A 21,420-nucleotide genomic window follows, 5' to 3' on the forward strand; every position below is an offset into this window, starting at 1 on the left:
GCCGCTACAGCGGGGGCAGCGACGGCAGTGCGCCGCCTTCCACGGTCAGCCCCGCCCCGTCGCGGCGCCCGGCGAGCCAGCCGAGCAGCTCGGGTCCGGAACCTCGGACGGTGACCTCGGGAACACCGCCCTCTCGGCCCGTGCTCCACGCGCGCGTACCGTCCGTCAGGCGGGTCGGCGGGACATCGGGGTGCCCGGAGAACCGCTCGGCGAGGAAGTCGATCTCCCGCTCCACGAACTCCGCCGGCAGATCCTCCAGCTCGTACCCGATCCCGAGATCCACATGGTGCAGCTCCACCTCGACCCACCGCCGGAACGGCACCCGGGCCGCCGCGTCGGTCACCCCGTTGCGCAGTTCCACGGTGCGCGACCAGTCCGCGGGCGTCGCTCCCGTCCCCTGGAAACGGGCCGCGCTCTCGCGTACGTCGGTGAGCTGGACGTCGAGGGGGCGCGGGGCGTCCCGCTCGATGTCGGCGTCCCTCGCCGTGGCCGAGACGTACATGGGGCGCCCCCCGAGGACGTTCACGAGGGCGTCCGCGTTACGGGCGAGATGGGCGAGGACATGGCCGCGGCTCCAGCCGGGAAGCCGTGACGGCTCGGCCACCGACGCGTTGTCCATCTTGGCCGCTGCGGTGAGCAGCCGTTCCGTCGCTTCACGTACAGACACCAGGTCACGAGCGTGATCAATCATGGTGCTGACATTAGCCCCGCCACACCTTTGGGTGAAGGTGGTGAACGGGTGCCGTAAATCGAATGCGCGTGCTATAGGGTCGGTCGTGGCGTCGGGCATGCTGGATGCCCGCGGATTGTTATGCATCCCGGAATCGGACCGGCGTTGTCAGTGGCTCCCCCTAGTCTGAAAAAAGCACGGGGGCCTCGAAGCCGAGAACACACGGGGGCCTCGCCCCCTGTCACTTCTCTCAAGAAAGGTGCGGACCGGCGTGGCCGACCGTCTCATCGTCCGTGGCGCGCGCGAGCACAACCTCAAGAATGTCTCGCTCGACCTGCCGCGCGACTCGCTCATCGTCTTCACGGGCCTGTCAGGGTCGGGCAAGTCCTCGCTGGCCTTCGACACCATCTTCGCCGAGGGGCAGCGGCGTTACGTGGAGTCACTGTCTTCGTACGCCCGGCAGTTCCTCGGCCAGATGGACAAGCCGGACGTCGACTTCATTGAGGGACTGTCCCCGGCGGTCTCCATCGATCAGAAGTCGACCTCGCGCAACCCGCGCTCGACGGTCGGCACCATCACCGAGGTCTACGACTATCTGCGTCTGCTCTTCGCGCGCATCGGCAAGCCCCACTGCCCCCAGTGCGGCCGCCCGATCTCGCGACAGTCGCCGCAGGCCATCGTCGACAAGGTCCTGGAGCTGCCGGAGGGGAGCCGCTTCCAGGTGCTGTCGCCGCTGGTGCGTGAGCGCAAGGGCGAGTTCGTCGATCTCTTCGCCGACCTCCAGACCAAGGGCTACTCCCGCGCGCGGGTGGACGGCGAGACGATCCAGCTGTCCAACCCGCCCACACTGAAGAAGCAGGAGAAGCACACCATCGAGGTGGTCGTCGACCGTCTCACGGTGAAGGACTCCGCCAAGCGTCGGCTCACCGACTCCGTGGAGACGGCCCTCGGCCTGTCCGGCGGCATGGTCGTGCTCGACTTCGTCGACCTCCCCGAGGACGACCCCGAGCGCGAGCGCATGTACTCGGAGCATCTGTACTGCCCGTACGACGACCTCTCCTTCGAGGAGCTCGAGCCGCGCTCCTTCTCCTTCAACTCGCCCTTCGGCGCCTGCCCCGAGTGCACCGGTATCGGCACGCGCATGGAGGTCGACCCCGAGCTGATCGTCCCGGACGAGGACAAGTCGCTCGACGAGGGCGCCATCCATCCCTGGTCGCACGGCCACACCAAGGACTACTTCGGCCGTCTGATCGGCGCCCTCGCGGACGCGTTGGGGTTCCGGACGGACATCCCCTTCGCGGGTCTGCCGCAGCGCGCCAAGAAGGCCTTGCTCCACGGCCACAAGACCCAGATCGAGGTGCGCTACCGCAACCGGTACGGCCGCGAACGTGTATACACGACGCCGTTCGAAGGGGCCGTCCCCTTCGTCAAGCGACGGCACAGCGAGGCCGAGAGCGACGCCAGCCGCGAGCGCTTCGAGGGCTATATGCGCGAGGTGCCCTGCCCCACCTGCGAGGGCACGCGCCTGAAGCCGATCGTCCTCGCGGTCACGATCATGGAGAAGTCGATCGCCGAGGTCTCGGCGATGTCCATCAGCGACTGTGCGGACTTCCTGGGCAAGCTGAAGCTCAACGCCCGTGACAAGAAGATCGCCGAGCGAGTGCTGAAGGAGGTCAACGAGCGGCTGCGGTTCCTCGTCGACGTCGGCCTCGACTACCTCTCGCTCAACCGCGCGGCCGGCACCCTCTCCGGCGGCGAGGCCCAGCGCATCCGGCTCGCCACCCAGATCGGCTCCGGACTCGTGGGCGTGCTCTACGTCCTCGACGAGCCGTCCATCGGCCTGCACCAGCGCGACAACCACCGGCTGATCGAGACCCTCGTCCGGCTGCGCGACATGGGCAACACGCTCATCGTCGTCGAGCATGACGAGGACACCATCAAGACCGCCGACTGGGTCGTCGACATCGGCCCCGGCGCCGGTGAGCACGGCGGCAAGGTCGTGCACAGCGGCTCCCTGAAGGAGCTGCTCGCCAACGCCGAGTCGCAGACCGGTCAGTACCTGTCCGGCAAGAAGGCCATCCCGCTGCCCGACATCCGTCGCCCGCAGGACCCGACCCGCCGGCTCACCGTGCACGGAGCGCGTGAGAACAACCTCCAGGACATCGACGTCTCGTTCCCGCTGGGTGTGTTCACCGCGGTCACGGGCGTGTCCGGCTCCGGTAAGTCGACGCTGGTCAACGACATCCTGTACACGCACCTGGCGCGCGAGCTCAACGGCGCGCGCAACGTCCCCGGGCGCCACACGCGCGTGGACGGCGACGACCTCGTCGACAAGGTCGTGCACGTCGACCAGTCGCCCATCGGCCGCACCCCGCGCTCGAACCCGGCGACGTACACCGGTGTCTTCGACCACATCCGCAAGCTGTTCGCCGAGACGACCGAGGCGAAGGTCCGCGGCTACATGCCGGGCCGCTTCTCCTTCAACGTCAAGGGGGGCCGCTGCGAGAACTGCGCGGGCGACGGCACGATCAAGATCGAGATGAACTTCCTCCCGGACGTCTACGTCCCGTGCGAGGTCTGCCACGGCGCCCGGTACAACCGGGAGACCCTGGAGGTCCACTACAAGGGCAAGTCCATCTCCGAGGTCCTGAACATGCCGATCGAGGAGGCCATGGACTTCTTCGAGGCCGTCCCGGCGATCAACCGTCACCTCAGGACGCTGAACGACGTCGGTCTCGGCTACGTCCGGCTCGGCCAGTCCGCGACCACCCTGTCCGGCGGTGAGGCCCAGCGAGTGAAGCTCGCCAGCGAACTCCAGAAGCGCTCCACCGGCCGCACGGTCTACGTCCTCGACGAGCCGACCACCGGTCTGCACTTCGAGGACATCAGCAAGCTCCTCACGGTCCTGGCCGGCCTGGTCGACAAGGGCAACACGGTCATCGTCATCGAGCACAACCTCGACGTGATCAAGACCGCCGACTGGGTCGTGGACATGGGCCCCGAGGGCGGCGCCGGCGGCGGTCTCGTCATCGCCGAGGGCACGCCCGAGGAGGTCGCCGCGGTTCCGGCCAGCCACACCGGCAAGTTCCTGCGCGAGATCCTCGGCGCCGACCGGATCAGCGACGCGGCCTCGGTGAAGGCCCCGCGCAGGGCCGCGGCCAAGAAGACGGTCGCGGCGGCGTCGACGGCGAAGAAGACAGCGACGGCCAGGACCACGAAGACGGCCAACAACAAGGCTACCGACAAGGCGGCCGGCACCACCAAGAAGGCGGCTGCCGCGAAGAAGACGACGCCAGCGAAGAAGACGACGCGGGCCCGCAAGGCCTGAGGGCCCCGGGGCACGAGCCTCCGGTCACGGGCCACGGGCCCGAACAAATCCAGAAAAGCGCGGCGCCCCGCGGGAACTCCCCGCGGGGCGCCGCGCGTTGGACAATCAACGGCCCGACTGCTGCGGCCGTGACGGACCTTGACTGCTCAACAGTGGAATGGATGAGAGCGGAACGCCTCCTAGAAGTCCCCCAGTTCGGAGGCGTACGGCGGCTCGGCGCCCGCCCGGGAACAGGTGATCGCGGCAGCCCGCGCCGCGAACCGCAGCAGCCGTGTCCAGCCGTCGGCGCCCAGTCCCGCGAGAGCCTCGGCGGACAGGCCGTCCTGGGCGGCCAGGCCGTGCAACAGGGCCGCGTTCACGGTGTCGCCCGCACCGATCGTGTCCACGACGTCCACCTCATCACCCGGCACGGAGTGCACGGCGCCGTCCCGCGTGAAGGCCGTCAGCCCGTCACCACCGTGTGTGATCACAACGGCCGCAGGTCCCGCGGCCAGCCACTCGCGCGGTGTCCCGCCCAGCCACAGCGCGTCCTCCTCGGAGAGCTTGAGCAGCGACACCGAGGGAAGCCAGCTCTTGAACCGGGCCCGGTAGCCATCCGGGTCGGGAATGAGTCCGGCCCGGATGTTCGGGTCGAGCGCGGTGAACACCCCTTGCGCGGCCGCGCTCCGCATCAGCTCCTCATAGGCGCTCGCCCCCGGTTCCAGGACGAGCGAGCAGGTACCGAAGGAGACCGCGCGAGCCGCCGCGGGCAGCTCCGATGGTGCTGTGAAGAGCCGGTCGGCGGTGCCCTCAACGTAGAAGGAGTAGGCGGCCGAGCCCTGCGCGTCGATGGTGGCGACCGCGAGGGTCGTCGGCTCCATGCCGCGCTGCACGGCCGACACATCCACCCCGGCCTCCCGCAGCCCGCCGAGCAGGGCCTCACCGAAGGCGTCGCAGGAGGTACGTGAGCAGAACGCGGTGGGGGAGCCGAGGCGGCCGAGGGCCACGGCGGTGTTGTAGGGGCCGCCGCCGAGCGCCGGCTTCAGGCCCGCGAGGGCGCCCGTGCCCTGCGGCACCAGGTCGATCAGGGCCTCACCGGCGACGACGATCACGAGATGGTTCCTTTCACGGACGGCAGGGGCTGTTCGGGGCACCCGCATGAGGTGCGGTGCATGAAGGCGCACGGGAGACGCAAGGTCCGGGCGGGCCGGTCCGGTGCGGCGAGGCGGTCCAGGAGCACGCGTACCGCCTGGGCGCCGATCTCCCTGCTGGGCTGGGCTATCGCGGTGAGCCTGGGCGCGAACAGGTCGGCCCAGGCGAAGTCGTCGAAGCAGCACAACGCGATGTCGTCGGGCACGGACATTCCGCGGCCACGCAGGGCGCGCAGGGCGCCGATGGTCATCGCGTTGTTGGCGGTGACCAGCGCGGTGGGAGGCGAGGCGAGCGACAGCAGCGCGGCGGTGGCCCGCTCGGCACCGGCCGACTCGGAATCGCCGTGTACGACGAGGCGCTCGTCGTACCCGAGCCCGGCCGTCGCCAGGCCCTCGCGGTACCCGGTGAGCCGCTCGCTGGTGGTGCTGAGTCCCGGCAGACCGGCGACCAGGGCGATCCGACGGTGGCCGAGGCCGGCGAGATGGGTGACCAACTGGGCCAGGGGCACGGCGCTGTCGGCGCAGACCTGGTCGAACCGCGTCGGGCCGTCCGCCGGCAGGTCGACCAAGCGGTCGAGGAGGACGGTCGGCACCTTGTGACGCCCGAGGTAGGCGAGGAGCTGGCGCGGGTCGGCGGAGGGCGCGACGATCATGCCGTCCACCCGGCGTTCGTGCAGGAGCTGGACGACCTTGCGTTCATGCTCCGGATCGTCGTGCGGGTCGGCGATGAGCAGGCTGTAGCCGTGTTCCAGGGCGCCGGCCTCGACGCCCTGGAGTATCTCCGTGAAGTACGGGTTGCTGATCGCCGAGACCGCGAGCCCGATGGACCGGGTACGGGATGTCACCAGGGAGCGGGCGAGGGTGTTGGGCGTGTAGCCAAGCTCGTCCATGGCGTCCAGCACCGCCTGACGGGTGTGGGGCAGCACCGGCCGGGTGCCGTTCAGCACATGCGAGACGGTCGCCACGGACACGCCTGCGCTCCGCGCCACGTCCGCCATGGTGGCCATCGAGGTCCCCTCCCTGCCGCGCGCCCCTCCCTGGGCAGTCGCGGTTCTTCTGGCCGGGAAGGTATCCCATTCGGCGCCGGACGTAAACGCTTGCGCAATCGTTTACGTGGTGGGCTCGACTGGTGAAGGGGACGTCAAGGCGGTATGCCCAGGGGCGCCGCGCGGCTCAGAAGGCGGTGGTCAGCCGTGCCGAGACAACTCGAACCGTCGGCTGCACCGAGCCGGCTGGAACACCCGGCTGCACCGACGCGGCCGGAAGCGCCGGCTCACTCCCACTCCCACCCGATGCCCACGATCCCCGTCCGCACCCGAGGCTCGACCAGGTGGACGGAACGGTGCAGCCCGCTGAGGGCGAGACCCTGGCGGCCGCTGCGGGGAGCCGCCGCCGAATGCTGGGAGAAGCGGTGGCAGCGTACGGGCAGGGTGCTCTCGGCGAAGCGGACCTGGAGGGCGTACTGGCCGCCCGCGAGAGGGAAGCCACGTGCGTACTCGCGGGACACGTCGGCCGTCCCGTCCTCGATGCCGTGACGGAAGAGATAGGTGTCGCCCGCCCGTAGCCGGGCGCCGAAGAGCAGCTCGGCCACGAGGACACCGGTCTCCTGGTGCCACCGGACCCGCCCGGTGCGGCAGTTCTCCAGCGCGTGCACCGTCATACGCTCGGGTGCGCACCCGGGGTCGCCGTGGTGGACGGCGACGAAGCGGTCCACGCCGTCCTTGTGGGCGCGCACGATGTGGTGCGACTCGCGGCCCGCCAGCTCGCGGCGGGCCCCGATCCGTACTCGCTCGTGGTGGGCGAGGGTGTGCAGGCCACCGTCCATCGGCCAGTCCAGTTCGGCCAGAAGCTGTTCCAGGACGCCCGAGGCCTCCACCAGGGAACGGTAGGAACGGGCCGCCGGCCGCTGGAGGCCGGAGTGGTCGTCGGCCCCGGCGAGCAGCCGGATCAGGGACTCCTCCGGCAGCTGGAGGATCACCTCCAGCGCGCGTACCGCACGCAGCGACTCGGGGCGCTGCGGTCGGCGGGCGCCCTGCTGCCAGTAGCTCAGGCTGGTGACGCCGACCTTCACACCACGACGGGACAGATGGTGCTGCACGCGCTGCAGCGGCAGTCCCCGGGCGGCTATCGCGGCGCGCAGGGCGACATGGAAGGGGCCGCCTCGCAGGGCCGTGTCCAGCTCCGCGGTGGCGACGGCGGGGATGTCCGCGTGCTGTGTGGCGTGCGGCATGCAGGGGCCTTTCTGTGGTTGTTCACAACGGCTGGTCAGACCGGGCGCGCAGCTGGCCGGGGCCACTTCGTCGGCGCGGCGGGGTCTTCACATCCGTACGCCGTCGTTCAGGGCCCTGAGTTCCCCCGCATTGAAGCGTGTTGACCAAGTCCCGACAACACCTGATGCCCAACCGTGCCGCACCCTGGCCGAGTCACGATGCGTCTGCCTCAAGTCACACTGTTCTTCCGGGCGTTGTGCGTGGGAATCACGATGATCACCACAGACCGCTGCGGAGCGGCTCCGCTGCCGGGCTGATCATCGGCATGGGTGATCCCCGCGCCCATGCCGCCGACCCGTCGGCGACGAGGGCCGCAGCTGGGGTTACGCGCTCGGAGGGCTGTGAGCTCGGGGGCTACCTGCTCACGGACGGACAGTGTGACGAGTACCCAACCGTGGACGCCGTCCCGCCGGCAGAAGCACCGCCGATCGCCCGCCACCTGCCGGAATTCAGGGACACAGCTGCCCGACATGGCGTGGATCTGGGCCGCTGAGCCCGATGGCCGGGCCGTTGTCCACAGCCTCGTCGGACTGTCACTGCTCGCCAGTAGGGTGTGAGACATGGCCGACCCCTCCAGCTACCGCCCCAAGCCGGGACAGATCCCCGACTCTCCCGGGGTGTACCGATTCCGTGACGAGCACCGCCGGGTGATCTACGTCGGAAAGGCGAAGAGCCTGCGCCAGCGCCTGGCGAACTACTTCCAGGACCTGGCGGGCCTCCACCCGCGCACCCGTTCCATGGTCACCACGGCGGCGTCCGTGGAGTGGACCGTGGTGTCCACGGAGGTCGAGGCCCTTCAGCTGGAGTACTCCTGGATCAAGGAGTACGACCCCCGGTTCAACGTCAAATACCGTGACGACAAGAGTTACCCGTATCTCGCGGTGACGATGAACGAGGAGTTCCCGCGTGTGCAGGTGATGCGCGGTCACAAGAAGAAGGGCGTGAGGTACTTCGGGCCGTACGCGCACGCGTGGGCGATCCGGGACACCGTCGACCTCCTCCTGCGTGTCTTCCCGGTCCGTACCTGCTCGGCCGGCGTGTTCAAGAACGCCTCGCGTACCGGCCGTCCCTGCCTGCTCGGCTACATCGGCAAGTGCTCCGCCCCCTGCGTGGGGCGGGTCTCCGACGAGGAGCACCGTGAACTGGCCGAGGAGTTCTGCGACTTCATGACCGGCCGCACGGGCACCTATCTGCGCCGCCTGGAGAAGCAGATGATGGAGGCGGCCGACGAGATGGAGTACGAGCGGGCCGCCCGCCTGCGCGACGACATCGAGGCCCTGAAGAAGGCCATGGAGAAGAACGCGGTCGTACTCGCCGACGCGACCGACGCCGACCTCATCGCGGTCGCCGAGGACGAGCTCGAAGCGGCCGTGCAGATCTTCCACGTCCGCGGCGGCCGGGTGCGCGGCCAGCGCGGCTGGGTCACCGACAAGGTGGAGGAGATCACCACCGGCGCCCTCGTCGAGCATGCCCTCCAGCAGCTCTACGGTGAGGAGACCGGGGACGCCGTGCCCAAGGAGGTCCTCGTCCCGGCCCTGCCCGACCCGCTGGACCCGGTTCAGGAGTGGCTGACCGGCCGCCGCGGCTCGAACGTCTCCCTGCGCATCCCCCAGCGCGGCGACAAGCGCGCCCTCATGGAGACCGTCGAGCGCAATGCCCAGCAGGCGCTCGTCCTGCACAAGACCAAGCGCGCCTCCGACCTGACCACGCGCTCTCGTGCCCTGGAGGAGATCGCCGACGCCCTCGACCTGGACAGTGCCCCGCTCAGGATCGAGTGCTACGACATCTCGCACCTCCAGGGTGACGACGTCGTGGCCTCCATGGTCGTCTTCGAGGACGGGTTGCAGCGCAAGAGCGAGTACCGCCGGTTCCAGATCAAGGGCTTCGAGGGCCAGGACGACGTCCGCTCCATGCACGAGGTGATCACCCGCCGCTTCAAGCGCTACCTCGCCGAAAAGGAGAAGACAGGTGAGTGGGCCGACGGCGACAACACTCTCGCCGACACCTCCTCCGATCCCCTCACCACGACCTCCCCCGAGGCCCTCGCCAACGGCCTCAAGGACGACGAAGGCCGTCCCAAGCGCTTCGCCTACCCGCCCCAGCTCGTCGTCGTCGACGGCGGACAGCCGCAGGTCGCGGCCGCCCAGCGAGCCCTGGACGAGCTCGGTATCGACGACATCGCAGTCTGCGGTCTCGCCAAGCGTCTGGAGGAGGTCTGGCTGCCCGGCGAGGACGACCCGGTCGTCCTGCCCCGCACCAGCGAGGGCCTCTATCTGCTCCAGCGTGTCCGGGACGAGGCGCACCGCTTCGCGATCACTTACCAGCGCACCAAGCGAGCCAAGCGATTCCGGTCGAGCCCGTTGGACGACGTGCCCGGCCTCGGTGAGACTCGCAAGCAGGCGCTGATCAAGCACTTCGGTTCGGTGAAGAAGCTGCGATCCGCGACAATCGACCAGATCTGCGAGGTCCCGGGCATAGGCCGCAAGACGGCCGAGACGATCGCAGCGGCCCTCGCCCGGGCGGCCCCGGCCGCACCTGCCGTCAACACGGCGACTGGAGAGATCATGGAAGACGAGGAATCCGATACGACGGCGGAGACCTCGGGGGAGCCCGTGTCCGCGGGCGCCCCGGACGAACGACGGGGGCAGGAGAGATGAGCGAGCACGACACCCAACCCACGGCCGACCGAGATCGACAGGCTCAGGAAACACACAGGAAAGGCGGCGGCGAGGATCTCACCCAGCAGGACGCACGCCAGGAAGACGGAGCACAGGTGAGTACGGGCATCGACTCGGCCGGGGTCCCCGAAGCGGCCATCCCCGAGCTGGTGATCATCTCCGGCATGTCCGGAGCCGGCCGCTCGACGGCCGCCAAGTGTCTGGAGGACCTCGGCTGGTTCGTCGTCGACAATCTCCCGCCCGCGCTGATCCCCACCATGGTGGAGCTCGGCGCCCGCTCCCAGGGCAACGTGGCGCGGATCGCGGTGGTCGTCGACGTCCGTGGCCGCCGTTTCTTCGACAACCTCCGCGAGTCCCTCTCCGATCTCGACACCCGGGGTGTGACGCGCCGGATCGTCTTCCTGGAGTCCTCGGACGACGCCCTGGTGCGCCGCTTCGAGTCGGTGCGCCGCCCGCACCCCCTCCAGGGCGACGGCCGTATCGTCGACGGGATCGCCGCCGAGCGCGAACTGCTGCGCGAACTGCGCGGTGACGCCGACCTGGTGATCGACACCTCCAGCCTCAACGTGCACGAGCTGCGGGCCAAGATGGACGCCCAGTTCGCCGGCGAGGAGGAGCCCGAGCTGCGGGCGACGGTCATGTCCTTCGGCTTCAAGTACGGCCTCCCGGTCGACGCCGACCTGGTCGTGGACATGCGCTTCCTGCCCAACCCGCACTGGGTCCCGGAGCTGCGCCCCTTCACCGGTCTCAACGAGGAGGTGTCGGCGTACGTCTTCAACCAGCCCGGCGCGAAGGAGTTCATCGACCGCTACTCCGAACTGCTCCAGCTCATCGCGGCCGGATACCGCCGCGAGGGCAAGCGGTATGTGACCATCGCGGTCGGCTGCACGGGCGGCAAGCACCGCTCGGTCGCCACATCCGAGAAGCTCGCGGCGCGCCTGGCCTCCCAGGGCGTGGAGACGGTGGTCGTACACCGGGACATGGGACGGGAATGACGGGACGTACTCCGCGGCTGAGCAGGTTGCGCCGGGCGGTGCCCGAGTCACGTGCCGGCCGGCCCGCCGAGGTCCGCGGTGGCAGACCACGCCGCCGGGGCACCCAGCCTAAGGTCGTCGCCCTCGGCGGCGGCATGGGCCTGTCCGCCTCGCTCGCCGCGCTGCGCCGGATCACCGGTGACCTCACCGCCGTCGTCACCGTGGCCGACGACGGCGGCTCCAGCGGGCGCCTGCGCGACGAGCTGGGCGTGCTGCCGCCCGGTGACCTGCGCAAGGCGCTGGCCGCGCTGTGCGGCGACGACGACTGGGGTCAGACCTGGGCCCGCGTCATCCAGCACCGCTTCCACTCCAAGGGCGACCTGCACGACCACGCGGTCGGCAATCTGCTGATCGTCGCCCTGTGGGAGCAGCTCGGCGACCATGTCCAGGCGCTCGACCTGGTCGGCAAGCTGCTCGGCGCGCACGGGCGTGTGCTGCCCATGTCAGCCGTACCGCTGGAGCTCCAGGCCCTGGTCAAGGGTCACGACCCGGACCAGCCCGAGGCCGTCGACACCATCCGTGGCCAGGCCAACGTCGCCCTCACTCCCGGTGAGGTGCAGTCGGTGCACGTCGTACCGTCCGACCCGCCCGCCGTGCCGGAGGCCGTCGCCGCCGTCCGGGACGCGGACTGGGTGGTGCTCGGCCCGGGTTCCTGGTTCTCCTCCGTCATCCCGCATCTGCTCGTGCCGGAACTCCTGGACGCCCTCACCGAGACGAAGGCGCGCCGGGTACTCTCCCTGAACCTCGCCCCGCAGCCGGGAGAAACCGAAGGCTTCTCACCGCAGCGTCATTTGGAGGTTTTGGGACGACACGCCCCTAAACTCGCCCTGGACGTGGTGCTGGCCGACGAGGCCGCCGTGCCGGACCGGGATGTGCTCACCGAGGCCGCCAAGCGGCTCGGTGCCGCGGTCGAGCTGGCCCCGGTGGCCCGGCCGGACGGGACGCCCCGGCACGACCCGGAGCTGCTCGCCGCCGCGTACGACCGTATTTTTCGGATGCATGGAAGGATCGGCCCATGGCGATGACGGCAGCGGTGAAGGATGAGATCTCCCGGCTCCCCGTCACCCGGACCTGCTGCAGGAAGGCGGAGGTCTCCGCCATTCTGCGGTTCGCCGGCGGCCTCCACCTGGTCAGCGGGCGCATCGTGATCGAGGCGGAGCTGGACACCGCCATGGCGGCCCGCCGCCTCAAGCGGGACATCCTGGAGATCTTCGGCCACAGCTCCGAGCTGATCGTGATGGCGCCCGGCGGGCTGCGCCGCGGCTCGCGCTACGTCGTGCGCGTGGTCGCGGGCGGTGACCAGCTGGCCCGCCAGACCGGCCTGGTCGACGGGCGCGGCCGCCCCATCCGCGGCCTGCCCCCGCAGGTCGTCTCCGGGGCCACCTGTGACGCCGAGGCCGCCTGGCGCGGCGCCTTCCTGGCGCACGGCTCGCTCACCGAGCCGGGCCGCTCCTCCTCCCTCGAAGTGACCTGCCCGGGCCCCGAGGCCGCGCTTGCCCTGGTCGGGGCGGCCCGCAGGCTGTCGATCGCCGCCAAGGCGCGCGAGGTGCGCGGCGTGGACCGCGTGGTCGTCCGGGACGGCGACGCGATCGGCGCCCTGCTGACCCGGCTCGGGGCGCACGAGTCGGTGCTGGCCTGGGAGGAGCGCCGGATGCGCCGCGAGGTCCGCGCCACGGCGAACCGTCTCGCCAACTTCGACGACGCCAACCTCCGGCGTTCCGCGCGCGCGGCCGTCGCCGCCGGCGCCCGGGTCCAGCGTGCCCTGGAGATCCTCGGCGAGGAGGTCCCCGAGCACCTCGCCGCCGCCGGACGCCTGCGCATGGAGCACAAGCAGGCCTCGCTCGAAGAGCTGGGCGCGCTCGCCGACCCGCCGCTGACCAAGGACGCCGTCGCCGGCCGCATCCGCCGGCTGCTGGCCATGGCCGACAAGCGGGCCCAGGACCTCGGCATTCCGGGCACGGAGGCCAACCTCAGCGAGGAGCTGGCGGACAATCTCGTGGGTTGAGCGAGAGATCGTCAACATACGGGTGCCGACGTCCACTTGGGGCGTCGGCACCGGTGTTTGGCGGTCGTTGCCGCACTCTTGACTGGGCGTGAAGTGGCATGAGCCTGGGCAGTCATTCGCCGCTGTGGCGAATCGCACCCATCGCCTAGGCCCAGCAAGGAAGTTCGCAGGACACCGACCCGAACGAGGTCAAGTCCCACGGCCACCGGGCGATCGTCTGGGACGTCGCCACGCGGGGCGCACCCGACGCGCTCGGCGTGCTGGGCCACTTCGGCACCGTCGTCCACTGCACGGGCGCGAACGTCCCTGGCAGCGGCGATGCAACGTTCGTATTCCCAGCGCGCGAGTCCCTGAAGGCGCAACTCCGGCCAGTCCGGTGGACCCGGTTGTACGGGACGTCGACCGCGTTAGGCGCAGGGTGCAGTCGGCCACCTCTACTGCCTCGCGGCAGTTGGATGCGTACGGTGCGTCGCAGCCCAGCGGTGTCCGTAGCGCAAGTTCCGTCGTTCCCGCGACGGAGCAGTTGACCCAGCACTACCTGGGCGAGCGTGGCCCAGAAGCCGACTCTGCGCACCCAGTTGCTGATCTCGATCGCCTACGTCGCCGACCCGAGCGGCGGCGGTCACGGCGTCCTCGCCGACGAGACCGCGCTCGTCGGCGGCGGCACGGCCACCGAGACCGAGGGTCTCGAGACGTCGCTCGGCGCCTGGAGCGTGACTGGACCGCCCGCGGGCAGCCCGGCCGTCCCCCGGGACCGGACGCGTACCGGAACGCTGTTCCGGACGTACGGCGCGACCACGACGGACGGCGCGGTGCTGCTGGGCTTCGGCCTGGAGCACGTCACCGCAGCGACCGACCGGAAGGCGCTCATCGGAAAGGCCCTGGGCTCACCTGACGACTGACACGCCGAGGTCAACCGCGTATGACGCAGGGTGACCGGATCGAGTGATCCGGCCTTCGTGGCGGGGCGGTCCGTACCCCTACTGGCGGGTACGGACCGCCGTGCCGTGTATGAGGCATCTGAATGTCACCACGGCGGCTTCAGAGAGGTAGGGTCGTAGGCGGTCGGGGACATCCCAAACAGAGCTCGCCGGCACCGCATGGCCGGCGTACCAACGAGGAGATCGGTTCGTGACGATCCGCGTAGGCATCAACGGCTTCGGTCGTATCGGTCGCAACTACTTCCGCGCGCTGCTGGAGCAGGGTGCTGACATCGAGATCGTGGCTGTCAACGACCTGGGTGACACCGCGACCACCGCCCACCTGCTGAAGTACGACACCATCCTGGGCCGTCTCAAGGCCGAGGTGTCGCACACCGCCGACACCATCACCGTCGACGGCCACACCATCAAGGTCCTGTCCGAGCGCAACCCCGCCGACATTCCGTGGGGCGAGCTGGGCGTCGACATCGTCATCGAGTCGACGGGCATCTTCACGAAGAAGGCCGACGCCGCCAAGCACCTCGCCGGCGGCGCCAAGAAGGTCCTCATCTCGGCTCCGGCCAAGGACGAGGACATCACCATCGTGATGGGCGTCAACCAGGACAAGTACGACCCGGCGAACCACCACGTCATCTCGAACGCCTCCTGCACCACCAACTGTGTGGCGCCGATGGCGAAGGTCCTCGACGAGAACTTCGGCATCGTCAAGGGCCTGATGACGACGGTCCACGCCTACACCAACGACCAGCGCATCCTGGACTTCCCGCACTCGGACCTGCGTCGCGCCCGCGCCGCCGCCGAGAACATCATCCCGACCACCACCGGTGCCGCCAAGGCGACCGCCCTGGTCCTCCCGCAGCTCAAGGGCAAGCTGGACGGCATCGCCATGCGCGTCCCGGTCCCGACCGGCTCGGCCACCGACCTGGTCGTGCAGCTGCAGCGCGAGGTCACCAAGGACGAGGTCAACGCCGCGTTCAAGAAGGCGTCCGAGGACGGCGACCTGGCGGGCTACCTGTCGTACACCGAGGACCCGATCGTCTCCTCGGACATCGTCAGCGACCCGGCCTCCTGCACCTTCGACTCCTCCCTGACCATGGTCCAGGAGGGCAACTCGGTGAAGATCCTCGGCTGGTACGACAACGAGTGGGGCTACTCCAACCGCCTCGTCGACCTCACGGTCTTCGTCGGCAACCAGCTCTGATATATCCAGAGCAGGCGCATTGATGTGAGTCAGGGCTCGGGCGGCGCAGGGACGCGCCGCCCGAGCCCTGACGCGCGTGCAGAACAGACCTGTTGGATCACGAGCGCTTCCGAGCGATCACGAGAGATCACGAGCCCTCCTCAGGAGTCCCCTTCATGAAGACGATCGACGAACTTCTCGCCGAAGGCGTCGCCGGCAAGCGGGTCTTCGTCCGCGCCGACCTGAACGTGCCGCTGGACGGCACCACGATCACCGACGACGGCCGTATCCGCGCCGTCCTGCCCACCGTCAAGGCGCTCGCCGAGGCGGGCGCCCGCGTGGTCGTCGCCTCCCACCTGGGCCGCCCCAAGGGAGCTCCGGACCCCGCCTTCTCCCTCGCCCCGGCCGCCGCACGCCTCGGGGAACTCCTCGGCGCCGACGTGGCGTTCGCGACCGACACGGTCGGCGAGTCCGCCCGGGCCGTGGTCGCGGGCCTCGCCGACGGCCAGGTCGCGGTCGTCGAGAACCTCCGCTTCAACGCCGGCGAGACCAGCAAGGACGACGCCGAGCGCGGCGCCTTCGCCGAGCAGCTAGCCGCCCTGGCCGACGTCTACGTCGGTGACGGCTTCGGCGCGGTGCACCGGGGGCACGCGTCCGTGTACGACCTCCCGGGCAAGCTTCCCCACTACGCCGGCTACCTCATCGCGAACGAGGTCGCCGTCCTGAAGAAGCTCACCGATGACGTCAAGCGGCCGTACGTCGTCGCGCTCGGCGGCGCCAAGGTCTCCGACAAGCTCGCCGTCATCGACCAGCTGCTCGGCAAGGCCGACCGGCTGCTCATCGGCGGCGGCATGGCGTACACCTTCCTCAAGGCCAAGGGCCACGAGGTCGGCATCTCCCTCCTCCAGGCGGACCAGATCCCGGCCGTCAAGGAGTACATGGAGCGCGCCGAGAGGAACGGCGTCGAGATCGTCCTGCCGGTCGACGTCCTGGTCTCCACCGAGTTCCCGGACCTGAAGACCAAGGCCCCGGCCAACCCCACGACCGTCGCCGCGGACGCCATCCCCGCCGACCAGGAGGGCCTGGACATCGGTCCGGAGACCCGCAAGCTGTACGCCTCGAAGCTCGCCGACGCCGCCACCGTCTTCTGGAACGGTCCCATGGGCGTCTTCGAGCACCCCGACTACGCCGAGGGCACCAAGGCGGTCGCCCAGGCACTCGTCGACTCCAAGGGCTTCACCGTGGTCGGCGGTGGCGACTCCGCCGCGGCCGTCCGCACCCTGGGCTTCGACGAGACCGCATTCGGCCACATCTCGACCGGTGGCGGCGCCTCCCTCGAATACCTCGAGGGCAAGACGCTCCCCGGCCTCGCCGCACTGGAGGACTGACCTAAATGAGCACGCGCACGCCGTTGATGGCGGGCAACTGGAAGATGAACCTCAACCACCTCGAGGCCATCGCCCACGTCCAGAAGCTCGCCTTCGCCCTGGCCGACAAGGACTACGAGGCCGTCGAGGTCGCCGTCCTGCCGCCCTTCACCGACCTGCGCTCCGTGCAGACCCTGGTCGACGGCGACAAGCTGAAGATCAAGTACGGCGCCCAGGACATCTCGGCCCAGGACTCCGGCGCCTACACCGGCGAGATCTCCGGTCCGATGCTGGCCAAGCTGAAGTGCACGTACGTGGCGATCGGCCACTCCGAGCGCCGCCAGTACCACGCCGAGACCGACGAGATCGTCAACGCCAAGGTCAAGGCCGCCTACAAGCACGGCCTGACCCCGATCCTGTGCGTCGGCGAGGAGCTGGAGGTCCGCGAGGCGGGCAACCACGTCTCCCACACCCTCGCCCAGGTCGAGGGCGGTCTGAAGGACCTCCCGGCCGAGCAGGCCGAGACCGTCGTGATCGCCTACGAGCCCGTCTGGGCCATCGGCACCGGCAAGGTCTGCGGCGCCGAGGACGCCCAGGAGGTCTGCGCCGCCATCCGCGGCAAGATCGCCGAGCTGTACACCCAGGAGCTGGCCGACAAGGTCCGCATCCAGTACGGCGGCTCGGTCAAGTCGGGCAACGTCGCCGAGATCATGGCCCAGGCCGACATCGACGGCGCTCTGATCGGCGGCGCGTCGCTGGACGCCGACGAGTTCGTCAAGATCGTGCGGTTCCGCGACCAGTGAGTATGCGGTAGCGGCGATCCGTCGTACCCTTGCGGGGGCGCAGCCACAGTGCTGTGCCCCCGTCGTCCATCCGAATCCGAGGAAGTTGGTCCAGCCGTGGTTATGGGGTTCTCCATCGCCCTGATCGTCTTCAGCCTGCTGCTGATGCTGCTGGTGCTGATGCACAAGGGGAAGGGCGGCGGCCTCTCCGACATGTTCGGTGGCGGCATGCAGTCGTCCGTCGGCGGCTCCTCGGTCGCCGAGCGCAACCTCGACCGGATCACCGTTGTGGTCGGTCTGCTGTGGTTCGCGTGCATTGTCGTGCTCGGCATCCTGATGAAGGTGAACAACTGACCGGCACGCACAATCCGTACGTAAGGCCCCATGTTCGGTACGCGCAGCTGAGCGCGGCCTATCATGGGGCTTGCGTCTAGGTGTGAGGGCTCTGTAACTCCAATCACTGGACGCGCGTTGGGCCTTACGTAGACTGAGGCGCTCGCAGCGAAGCGAAACGCCGACTCGCTTTGCGGCACCATCACGCAGGGAGTTACGACCGTGGCAAGTGGCAACGCGATCCGAGGAAGCCGGGTCGGGGCGGGGCCGATGGGCGAGGCCGAGCGCGGCGAGTCCGCGCCGCGTCTCCGCATCTCCTTCTGGTGCTCCAACGGGCACGAGACGCAGCCCAGCTTCGCCAGCGACGCGCAGGTTCCCGAGACCTGGGACTGCCCGCGCTGCGGCTTCCCCGCCGGACAGGACCGGGACAACCCGCCGGACCCGCCGCGCACCGAGCCCTACAAGACGCACCTGGCGTATGTACGGGAACGACGCAGTGACGCGGACGGCGAGGCGATCCTCGCCGAGGCACTCGCCAAACTGCGGGGCGAAATCTAGGAGTTGAGGACCGGCCGGGCACCTGAGGTGTCCGGCCGGACCTGTATGACGCACCGGCGTACCGCCGGTGGACTCCCGCGCCGAGGCCGATTGTCAGTGGCGCCCTCTACGGTTTGTGCATCGATCTTCTGCATCGATGGACCGGGGGGGAGTTGTGACGATGGCTGGGACGGCGGGCGTGCGTGCGCCCGCGTGGCGCGGAGGATTCGGACGGCTGTGGAGCGCCGCCGTTCTCTCCAGCTTCGGTGACTCCCTGCGTACGGCCGCGCTGCCGCTCCTCGCCGTGACGCTGACCGACCGGCCGCTGCTGATCGCCGCGGTCACCGCCTGTGGCTATCTGCCGTGGATCCTCTTCGGACTGCTCGGCGGCGCCGTCGCCGATCGAGTGGACCAGCGGCGCGCCATGTGGACGGTGGACGCGTTACGGGCCCTGCTGGTCGGCGCGTTCGCAGTGGCCGTGGCGCTCGGACATGCCTCGATCAGCCTGCTCATCGCGCTGGCCTTCACACTGACCGCGCTCCAGACGGTGTTCGACAACGCGGCCACCTCCCTGCTCCCGGTCCTGGTGGACCGCGACGCCCTCGGCAGTGCGAACGCCCGCCTGATGACCGGGCAGCGCATCGCCGGCGGACTGGTCGGCGGGCCGGTCGTGCCGGTGCTGCTGACAGCGGGAGCCGCCGTTCCCTTCGCCGCCGACGCCGGCACCTATGTGGTGGCTGCCGTGCTGGTGGCCTCGCTGCGGATCGAGGCGCCCGAGCGGAAGCCGGCCCCGGCGGGCAGCACCCTGCGCCGGGAGATCGCGGAGGGACTGCGCACCCTGTGGCGCGACCGGGCCCTGCGCGGCCTGTGCGCCGCGACCGCCCTGTGCAACATCGGCATGGGAGCCCAGATCGCCACCCTGGTCGTCCTGGTGACCGGATGGCTGGACGCCGGCCCTGTGGGATTTGCGGCGGCAGGTGCCGCCTTCACCGTCGGAGGCCTGGCCGGGGGAGTGGTGAACGGCCGGATCGTGAAGCGGCTGGGCGCCGTCCGGGCCGTGCTGCTCGCCGGTGCCGTGCAGATCGCGGCCCTTGTCGTCATGGGCACTGTGCGAAGCCTGGCCGTTCTGGTGGCCGCTCTGGTCGTCTTCGGGCTCATGGGCATGGTGTGGAACGTGACCACGACGACGCTCCTGCAGCAGCGCAGCCCCGCCGAGCTGCTCGGCAGAATCGCCTCGGCCTTCCGGACGCTGGCCTTCGCCGGGGTGCCGCTCGGCGCCCTGCTGGGCGGTGCCGTCGCCACCATCTGGGGCCTCAACACCCCGCCCCTGCTCACGGCGGCCTTCTTCGTGCTGGCCCTCGGCGCGCTGATACCTGTGCGCAAGCCGGACGTACCTGTTGTTGCGCCGGACGACGACACCACGACGGCTCACGCCGCGCGCTGATCAATTAGGTTGGACCAGCTGGGACAGGCACGAAAGAAGGCTGAAGTCGGACATGAACGCAGACGGCCGTACCAGGCTCAACCAGACGCCCGAGTGGACCGCGCTGGCCAAGCACCGTGAGGAGCTCGGCGAAGTACGGCTGCGGGAGCTGTTCGCCGCCGACCCGGGACGCGGTGCGGGGTACACGCTGCAGGTCGGTGACCTGCACATCGACTACTCCAAGCACCTCGTCACCGACGAGACGCTGCGGCTGCTGCGCGAGCTGGCCGCCGCGACGGACGTGTTCGGGCTGCGGGACGCCATGTTCCGCGGCGAGAAGATCAACACCACCGAGGACCGCGCCGTGCTGCACACCGCGCTGCGCGCACCGCGTGACGCGGTGATCGAGGTCGACGGGGAGAACGTCGTCCCGGGTGTGCACGCCGTGCTCGACAAGATGGCCGACTTCGCCGAGCGGGTCCGCTCCGGCGCCTGGACCGGCCACACCGGCAGGCGCATCAAGAACGTCGTCAACATCGGCATCGGCGGCTCCGACCTCGGCCCCGCGATGGCCTACGAGGTGCTGCGCAGCTACACCGCCCGCGGCCTCACCGTCCGCTTCGTGTCGAACGTCGACGGCGCCGACCTGCACGAGGCCACGCACGACCTGGACGCGGCGGAGACGCTGTTCGTCATCGCCTCGAAGACCTTCACCACCATCGAGACGATCACCAACGCCACCTCGGCCCGCAACTGGCTCCTCGCCGAGCTGGACGCCGGCCCGGAAGCCGTCGCCAAGCACTTCGTCGCGCTGTCGACGAACGGCGAGAAGGTCGCCGACTTCGGCATCGACACGGCCAACATGTTCGAGTTCTGGGACTGGGTCGGCGGACGCTACTCCTACGACTCGGCGATCGGCCTGTCGCTGATGATCGCAATCGGGCCGGACAACTTCCGCGAGATGCTCGACGGTTTCCGGACCGTCGACGAGCACTTCCGCACCGCACCCGCCGAGTCCAACGTGCCGCTGCTGCTCGGCCTGTTGGGCATCTGGTACGGCAACTTCCACGAAGCGCAGTCGCATGCGGTGCTGCCCTACAGCCACTACCTCTCGAAGTTCACGGCGTATCTCCAGCAGCTGGACATGGAGTCCAACGGCAAGTACGTCGGCCGGGACGGGCGGGACGTCGACTGGCAGACCGGGCCGGTCGTGTGGGGCACGCCGGGCACCAACGGGCAGCACGCGTACTACCAGTTGATCCACCAGGGCACCAAGCTGATCCCGGCGGACTTCATCGGCTTCGCCGAGCCCGTCGCCGAGATGAGCGACGAACTCAAGGCGCAGCACGACCTGTTGATGGCGAACTTCTTCGCCCAGACGCAGGCCCTTGCGTTCGGCAAGACACCGGAGGAGGTGCGCGCGGAGGGGGTGCCGGAGGAGTTGGTGGCCCACAAGACGTTCAAGGGCGACCATCCGACGACCACGATCCTCGCGCGTGAGCTGACCCCGTCTGTGCTGGGCCAGCTGGTCGCGCTGTACGAGCACAAGGTGTTCGTGCAGGGCGCGGTGTGGAACATCGACTCCTTCGACCAGTGGGGCGTCGAGCTCGGCAAGGTCCTCGCCAAGCGGGTCGAGCCCGCGCTGACCGAGGGTGCCGAGGTGCCGGGGCTGGACGCGTCGACGAAGGCGCTCGTCGCCAAGTACCGGGAGCTGCGCGGCCGGCGGTGACGGGTCCGTCCGG

Annotated in this window: 17 protein-coding genes; 13 read left to right on the forward strand and 4 right to left on the reverse strand. The window is 69.6% G+C overall.

Translation table 11 applies throughout. The features are described from left to right. Positions 1–4: 4 nt before the first annotated feature. On the reverse strand, positions 5–691 hold the full coding sequence (locus tag KUM44_RS10885; protein ID WP_217207602.1) for a maleylpyruvate isomerase family mycothiol-dependent enzyme: 687 nt from the start codon (positions 689–691) through the stop codon (positions 5–7). Between the two features lie 250 nt (positions 692–941). Between KUM44_RS10885 and uvrA the strand changes: the two genes are divergently transcribed. Continuing rightward, positions 942–3,998, forward strand: coding sequence for an excinuclease ABC subunit UvrA (uvrA, locus tag KUM44_RS10890; protein ID WP_217207603.1), 3,057 nt, complete (start codon positions 942–944; stop codon positions 3,996–3,998). Between the two features lie 179 nt (positions 3,999–4,177). Here uvrA and KUM44_RS10895 read toward each other — a convergent pair whose 3' ends face one another. The 3 genes from KUM44_RS10895 to KUM44_RS10905 all read right to left on the reverse strand — a co-directional run bounded on the left by KUM44_RS10895 (position 4,178) and on the right by KUM44_RS10905 (position 7,358). Continuing rightward, complete coding sequence (locus tag KUM44_RS10895) at positions 4,178–5,089, reverse strand: carbohydrate kinase (protein ID WP_217207604.1); 912 nt, start codon at positions 5,087–5,089, stop codon at positions 4,178–4,180. Then, positions 5,086–6,135, reverse strand: a complete 1,050-nt coding sequence (locus tag KUM44_RS10900; RefSeq protein ID WP_217207605.1) for a LacI family DNA-binding transcriptional regulator — start codon at positions 6,133–6,135, stop codon at positions 5,086–5,088. Before KUM44_RS10900 ends, KUM44_RS10895 begins: the two co-directional genes overlap by 4 nt. Positions 6,136–6,401: 266 nt before the next feature. After that, positions 6,402–7,358 carry a hypothetical protein gene (locus tag KUM44_RS10905; RefSeq protein WP_217207606.1) on the reverse strand — a complete coding sequence of 319 codons (957 nt, stop codon included), beginning with the start codon at positions 7,356–7,358 and terminating at the stop codon, positions 6,402–6,404. 600 nt (positions 7,359–7,958) lie between these two features. Here KUM44_RS10905 and uvrC point away from each other — a divergent pair. The 12 genes from uvrC to pgi all read left to right on the forward strand — a co-directional run bounded on the left by uvrC (position 7,959) and on the right by pgi (position 21,407). After that, positions 7,959–10,055, forward strand: a complete 2,097-nt coding sequence (uvrC, locus tag KUM44_RS10910; RefSeq protein WP_217207607.1) for an excinuclease ABC subunit UvrC — start codon at positions 7,959–7,961, stop codon at positions 10,053–10,055. Continuing rightward, positions 10,052–11,071 carry an RNase adapter RapZ gene (rapZ, locus tag KUM44_RS10915; protein ID WP_217207608.1) on the forward strand — a complete coding sequence of 340 codons (1,020 nt, stop codon included), beginning with the start codon at positions 10,052–10,054 and terminating at the stop codon, positions 11,069–11,071. The genes uvrC and rapZ overlap by 4 nt, the downstream gene beginning before the upstream one ends. Further along, entirely contained in the window at positions 11,068–12,135 is a 1,068-nt protein-coding gene (gene yvcK, locus KUM44_RS10920) for a uridine diphosphate-N-acetylglucosamine-binding protein YvcK (RefSeq protein ID WP_217207609.1), read from the forward strand. The genes rapZ and yvcK overlap by 4 nt, the downstream gene beginning before the upstream one ends. Next, positions 12,126–13,115, forward strand: a complete 990-nt coding sequence (gene whiA / locus KUM44_RS10925; protein WP_062719176.1) for a DNA-binding protein WhiA — start codon at positions 12,126–12,128, stop codon at positions 13,113–13,115. The genes yvcK and whiA overlap by 10 nt, the downstream gene beginning before the upstream one ends. A 548-nt stretch (positions 13,116–13,663) precedes the next feature. Then, positions 13,664–14,017, forward strand: coding sequence for a hypothetical protein (locus KUM44_RS10930; RefSeq protein WP_374202027.1), 354 nt, complete (start codon positions 13,664–13,666; stop codon positions 14,015–14,017). 229 nt (positions 14,018–14,246) lie between these two features. Next, positions 14,247–15,257 (forward strand): type I glyceraldehyde-3-phosphate dehydrogenase, encoded by a 1,011-nt coding sequence (gene gap / locus KUM44_RS10935; RefSeq protein ID WP_062713766.1) that lies wholly within the window; start codon positions 14,247–14,249, stop codon positions 15,255–15,257. Positions 15,258–15,412: 155 nt separating this feature from the next. After that, a complete protein-coding gene (pgk, locus tag KUM44_RS10940) occupies positions 15,413–16,624 on the forward strand; it encodes a phosphoglycerate kinase (RefSeq protein WP_217207610.1) in 1,212 nt (403 codons plus the stop codon). Positions 16,625–16,629: 5 nt separating this feature from the next. Further along, on the forward strand, positions 16,630–17,406 hold the full coding sequence (tpiA, locus tag KUM44_RS10945) for a triose-phosphate isomerase (protein ID WP_217207611.1): 777 nt from the start codon (positions 16,630–16,632) through the stop codon (positions 17,404–17,406). 102 nt (positions 17,407–17,508) lie between these two features. Next, complete coding sequence (secG, locus tag KUM44_RS10950) at positions 17,509–17,739, forward strand: preprotein translocase subunit SecG (protein WP_009300451.1); 231 nt, start codon at positions 17,509–17,511, stop codon at positions 17,737–17,739. A 201-nt stretch (positions 17,740–17,940) separates the two neighbouring features. Next, on the forward strand, positions 17,941–18,276 hold the full coding sequence (locus tag KUM44_RS10955; protein ID WP_003976875.1) for an RNA polymerase-binding protein RbpA: 336 nt from the start codon (positions 17,941–17,943) through the stop codon (positions 18,274–18,276). 160 nt (positions 18,277–18,436) lie between these two features. Beyond that, positions 18,437–19,699 (forward strand): MFS transporter, encoded by a 1,263-nt coding sequence (locus tag KUM44_RS10960; protein ID WP_217207612.1) that lies wholly within the window; start codon positions 18,437–18,439, stop codon positions 19,697–19,699. Between the two features lie 52 nt (positions 19,700–19,751). Continuing rightward, the gene (gene pgi / locus KUM44_RS10965) at positions 19,752–21,407 is read left to right on the forward strand and encodes a glucose-6-phosphate isomerase (protein ID WP_217207613.1); all 1,656 of its coding nucleotides are present in this window, start codon (positions 19,752–19,754) and stop codon (positions 21,405–21,407) included. Positions 21,408–21,420: the final 13 nt, after the last annotated feature.

This window comes from Streptomyces sp. AC550_RSS872, assembly GCF_019049285.1.
GTDB lineage: Bacteria > Actinomycetota > Actinomycetes > Streptomycetales > Streptomycetaceae > Streptomyces.

Coding starts and splice junctions, on each gene's coding strand:
- rapZ (WP_217207608.1), top strand. CDS start 10,052: ATGAGCGAGCACGACACCCAACCCACGGCCGACCGAGATCGACAGGCT.
- KUM44_RS10960 (WP_217207612.1), top strand. CDS start 18,437: ATGGCTGGGACGGCGGGCGTGCGTGCGCCCGCGTGGCGCGGAGGATTC.
- secG (WP_009300451.1), top strand. CDS start 17,509: ATGGGGTTCTCCATCGCCCTGATCGTCTTCAGCCTGCTGCTGATGCTG.
- KUM44_RS10905 (WP_217207606.1), bottom strand. CDS start 7,358: ATGCCGCACGCCACACAGCACGCGGACATCCCCGCCGTCGCCACCGCG.
- KUM44_RS10885 (WP_217207602.1), bottom strand. CDS start 691: ATGATTGATCACGCTCGTGACCTGGTGTCTGTACGTGAAGCGACGGAA.
- whiA (WP_062719176.1), top strand. CDS start 12,126: ATGGCGATGACGGCAGCGGTGAAGGATGAGATCTCCCGGCTCCCCGTC.
- yvcK (WP_217207609.1), top strand. CDS start 11,068: ATGACGGGACGTACTCCGCGGCTGAGCAGGTTGCGCCGGGCGGTGCCC.
- pgk (WP_217207610.1), top strand. CDS start 15,413: ATGAAGACGATCGACGAACTTCTCGCCGAAGGCGTCGCCGGCAAGCGG.
- tpiA (WP_217207611.1), top strand. CDS start 16,630: ATGAGCACGCGCACGCCGTTGATGGCGGGCAACTGGAAGATGAACCTC.
- pgi (WP_217207613.1), top strand. CDS start 19,752: ATGAACGCAGACGGCCGTACCAGGCTCAACCAGACGCCCGAGTGGACC.
- uvrC (WP_217207607.1), top strand. CDS start 7,959: ATGGCCGACCCCTCCAGCTACCGCCCCAAGCCGGGACAGATCCCCGAC.
- KUM44_RS10900 (WP_217207605.1), bottom strand. CDS start 6,135: ATGGCCACCATGGCGGACGTGGCGCGGAGCGCAGGCGTGTCCGTGGCG.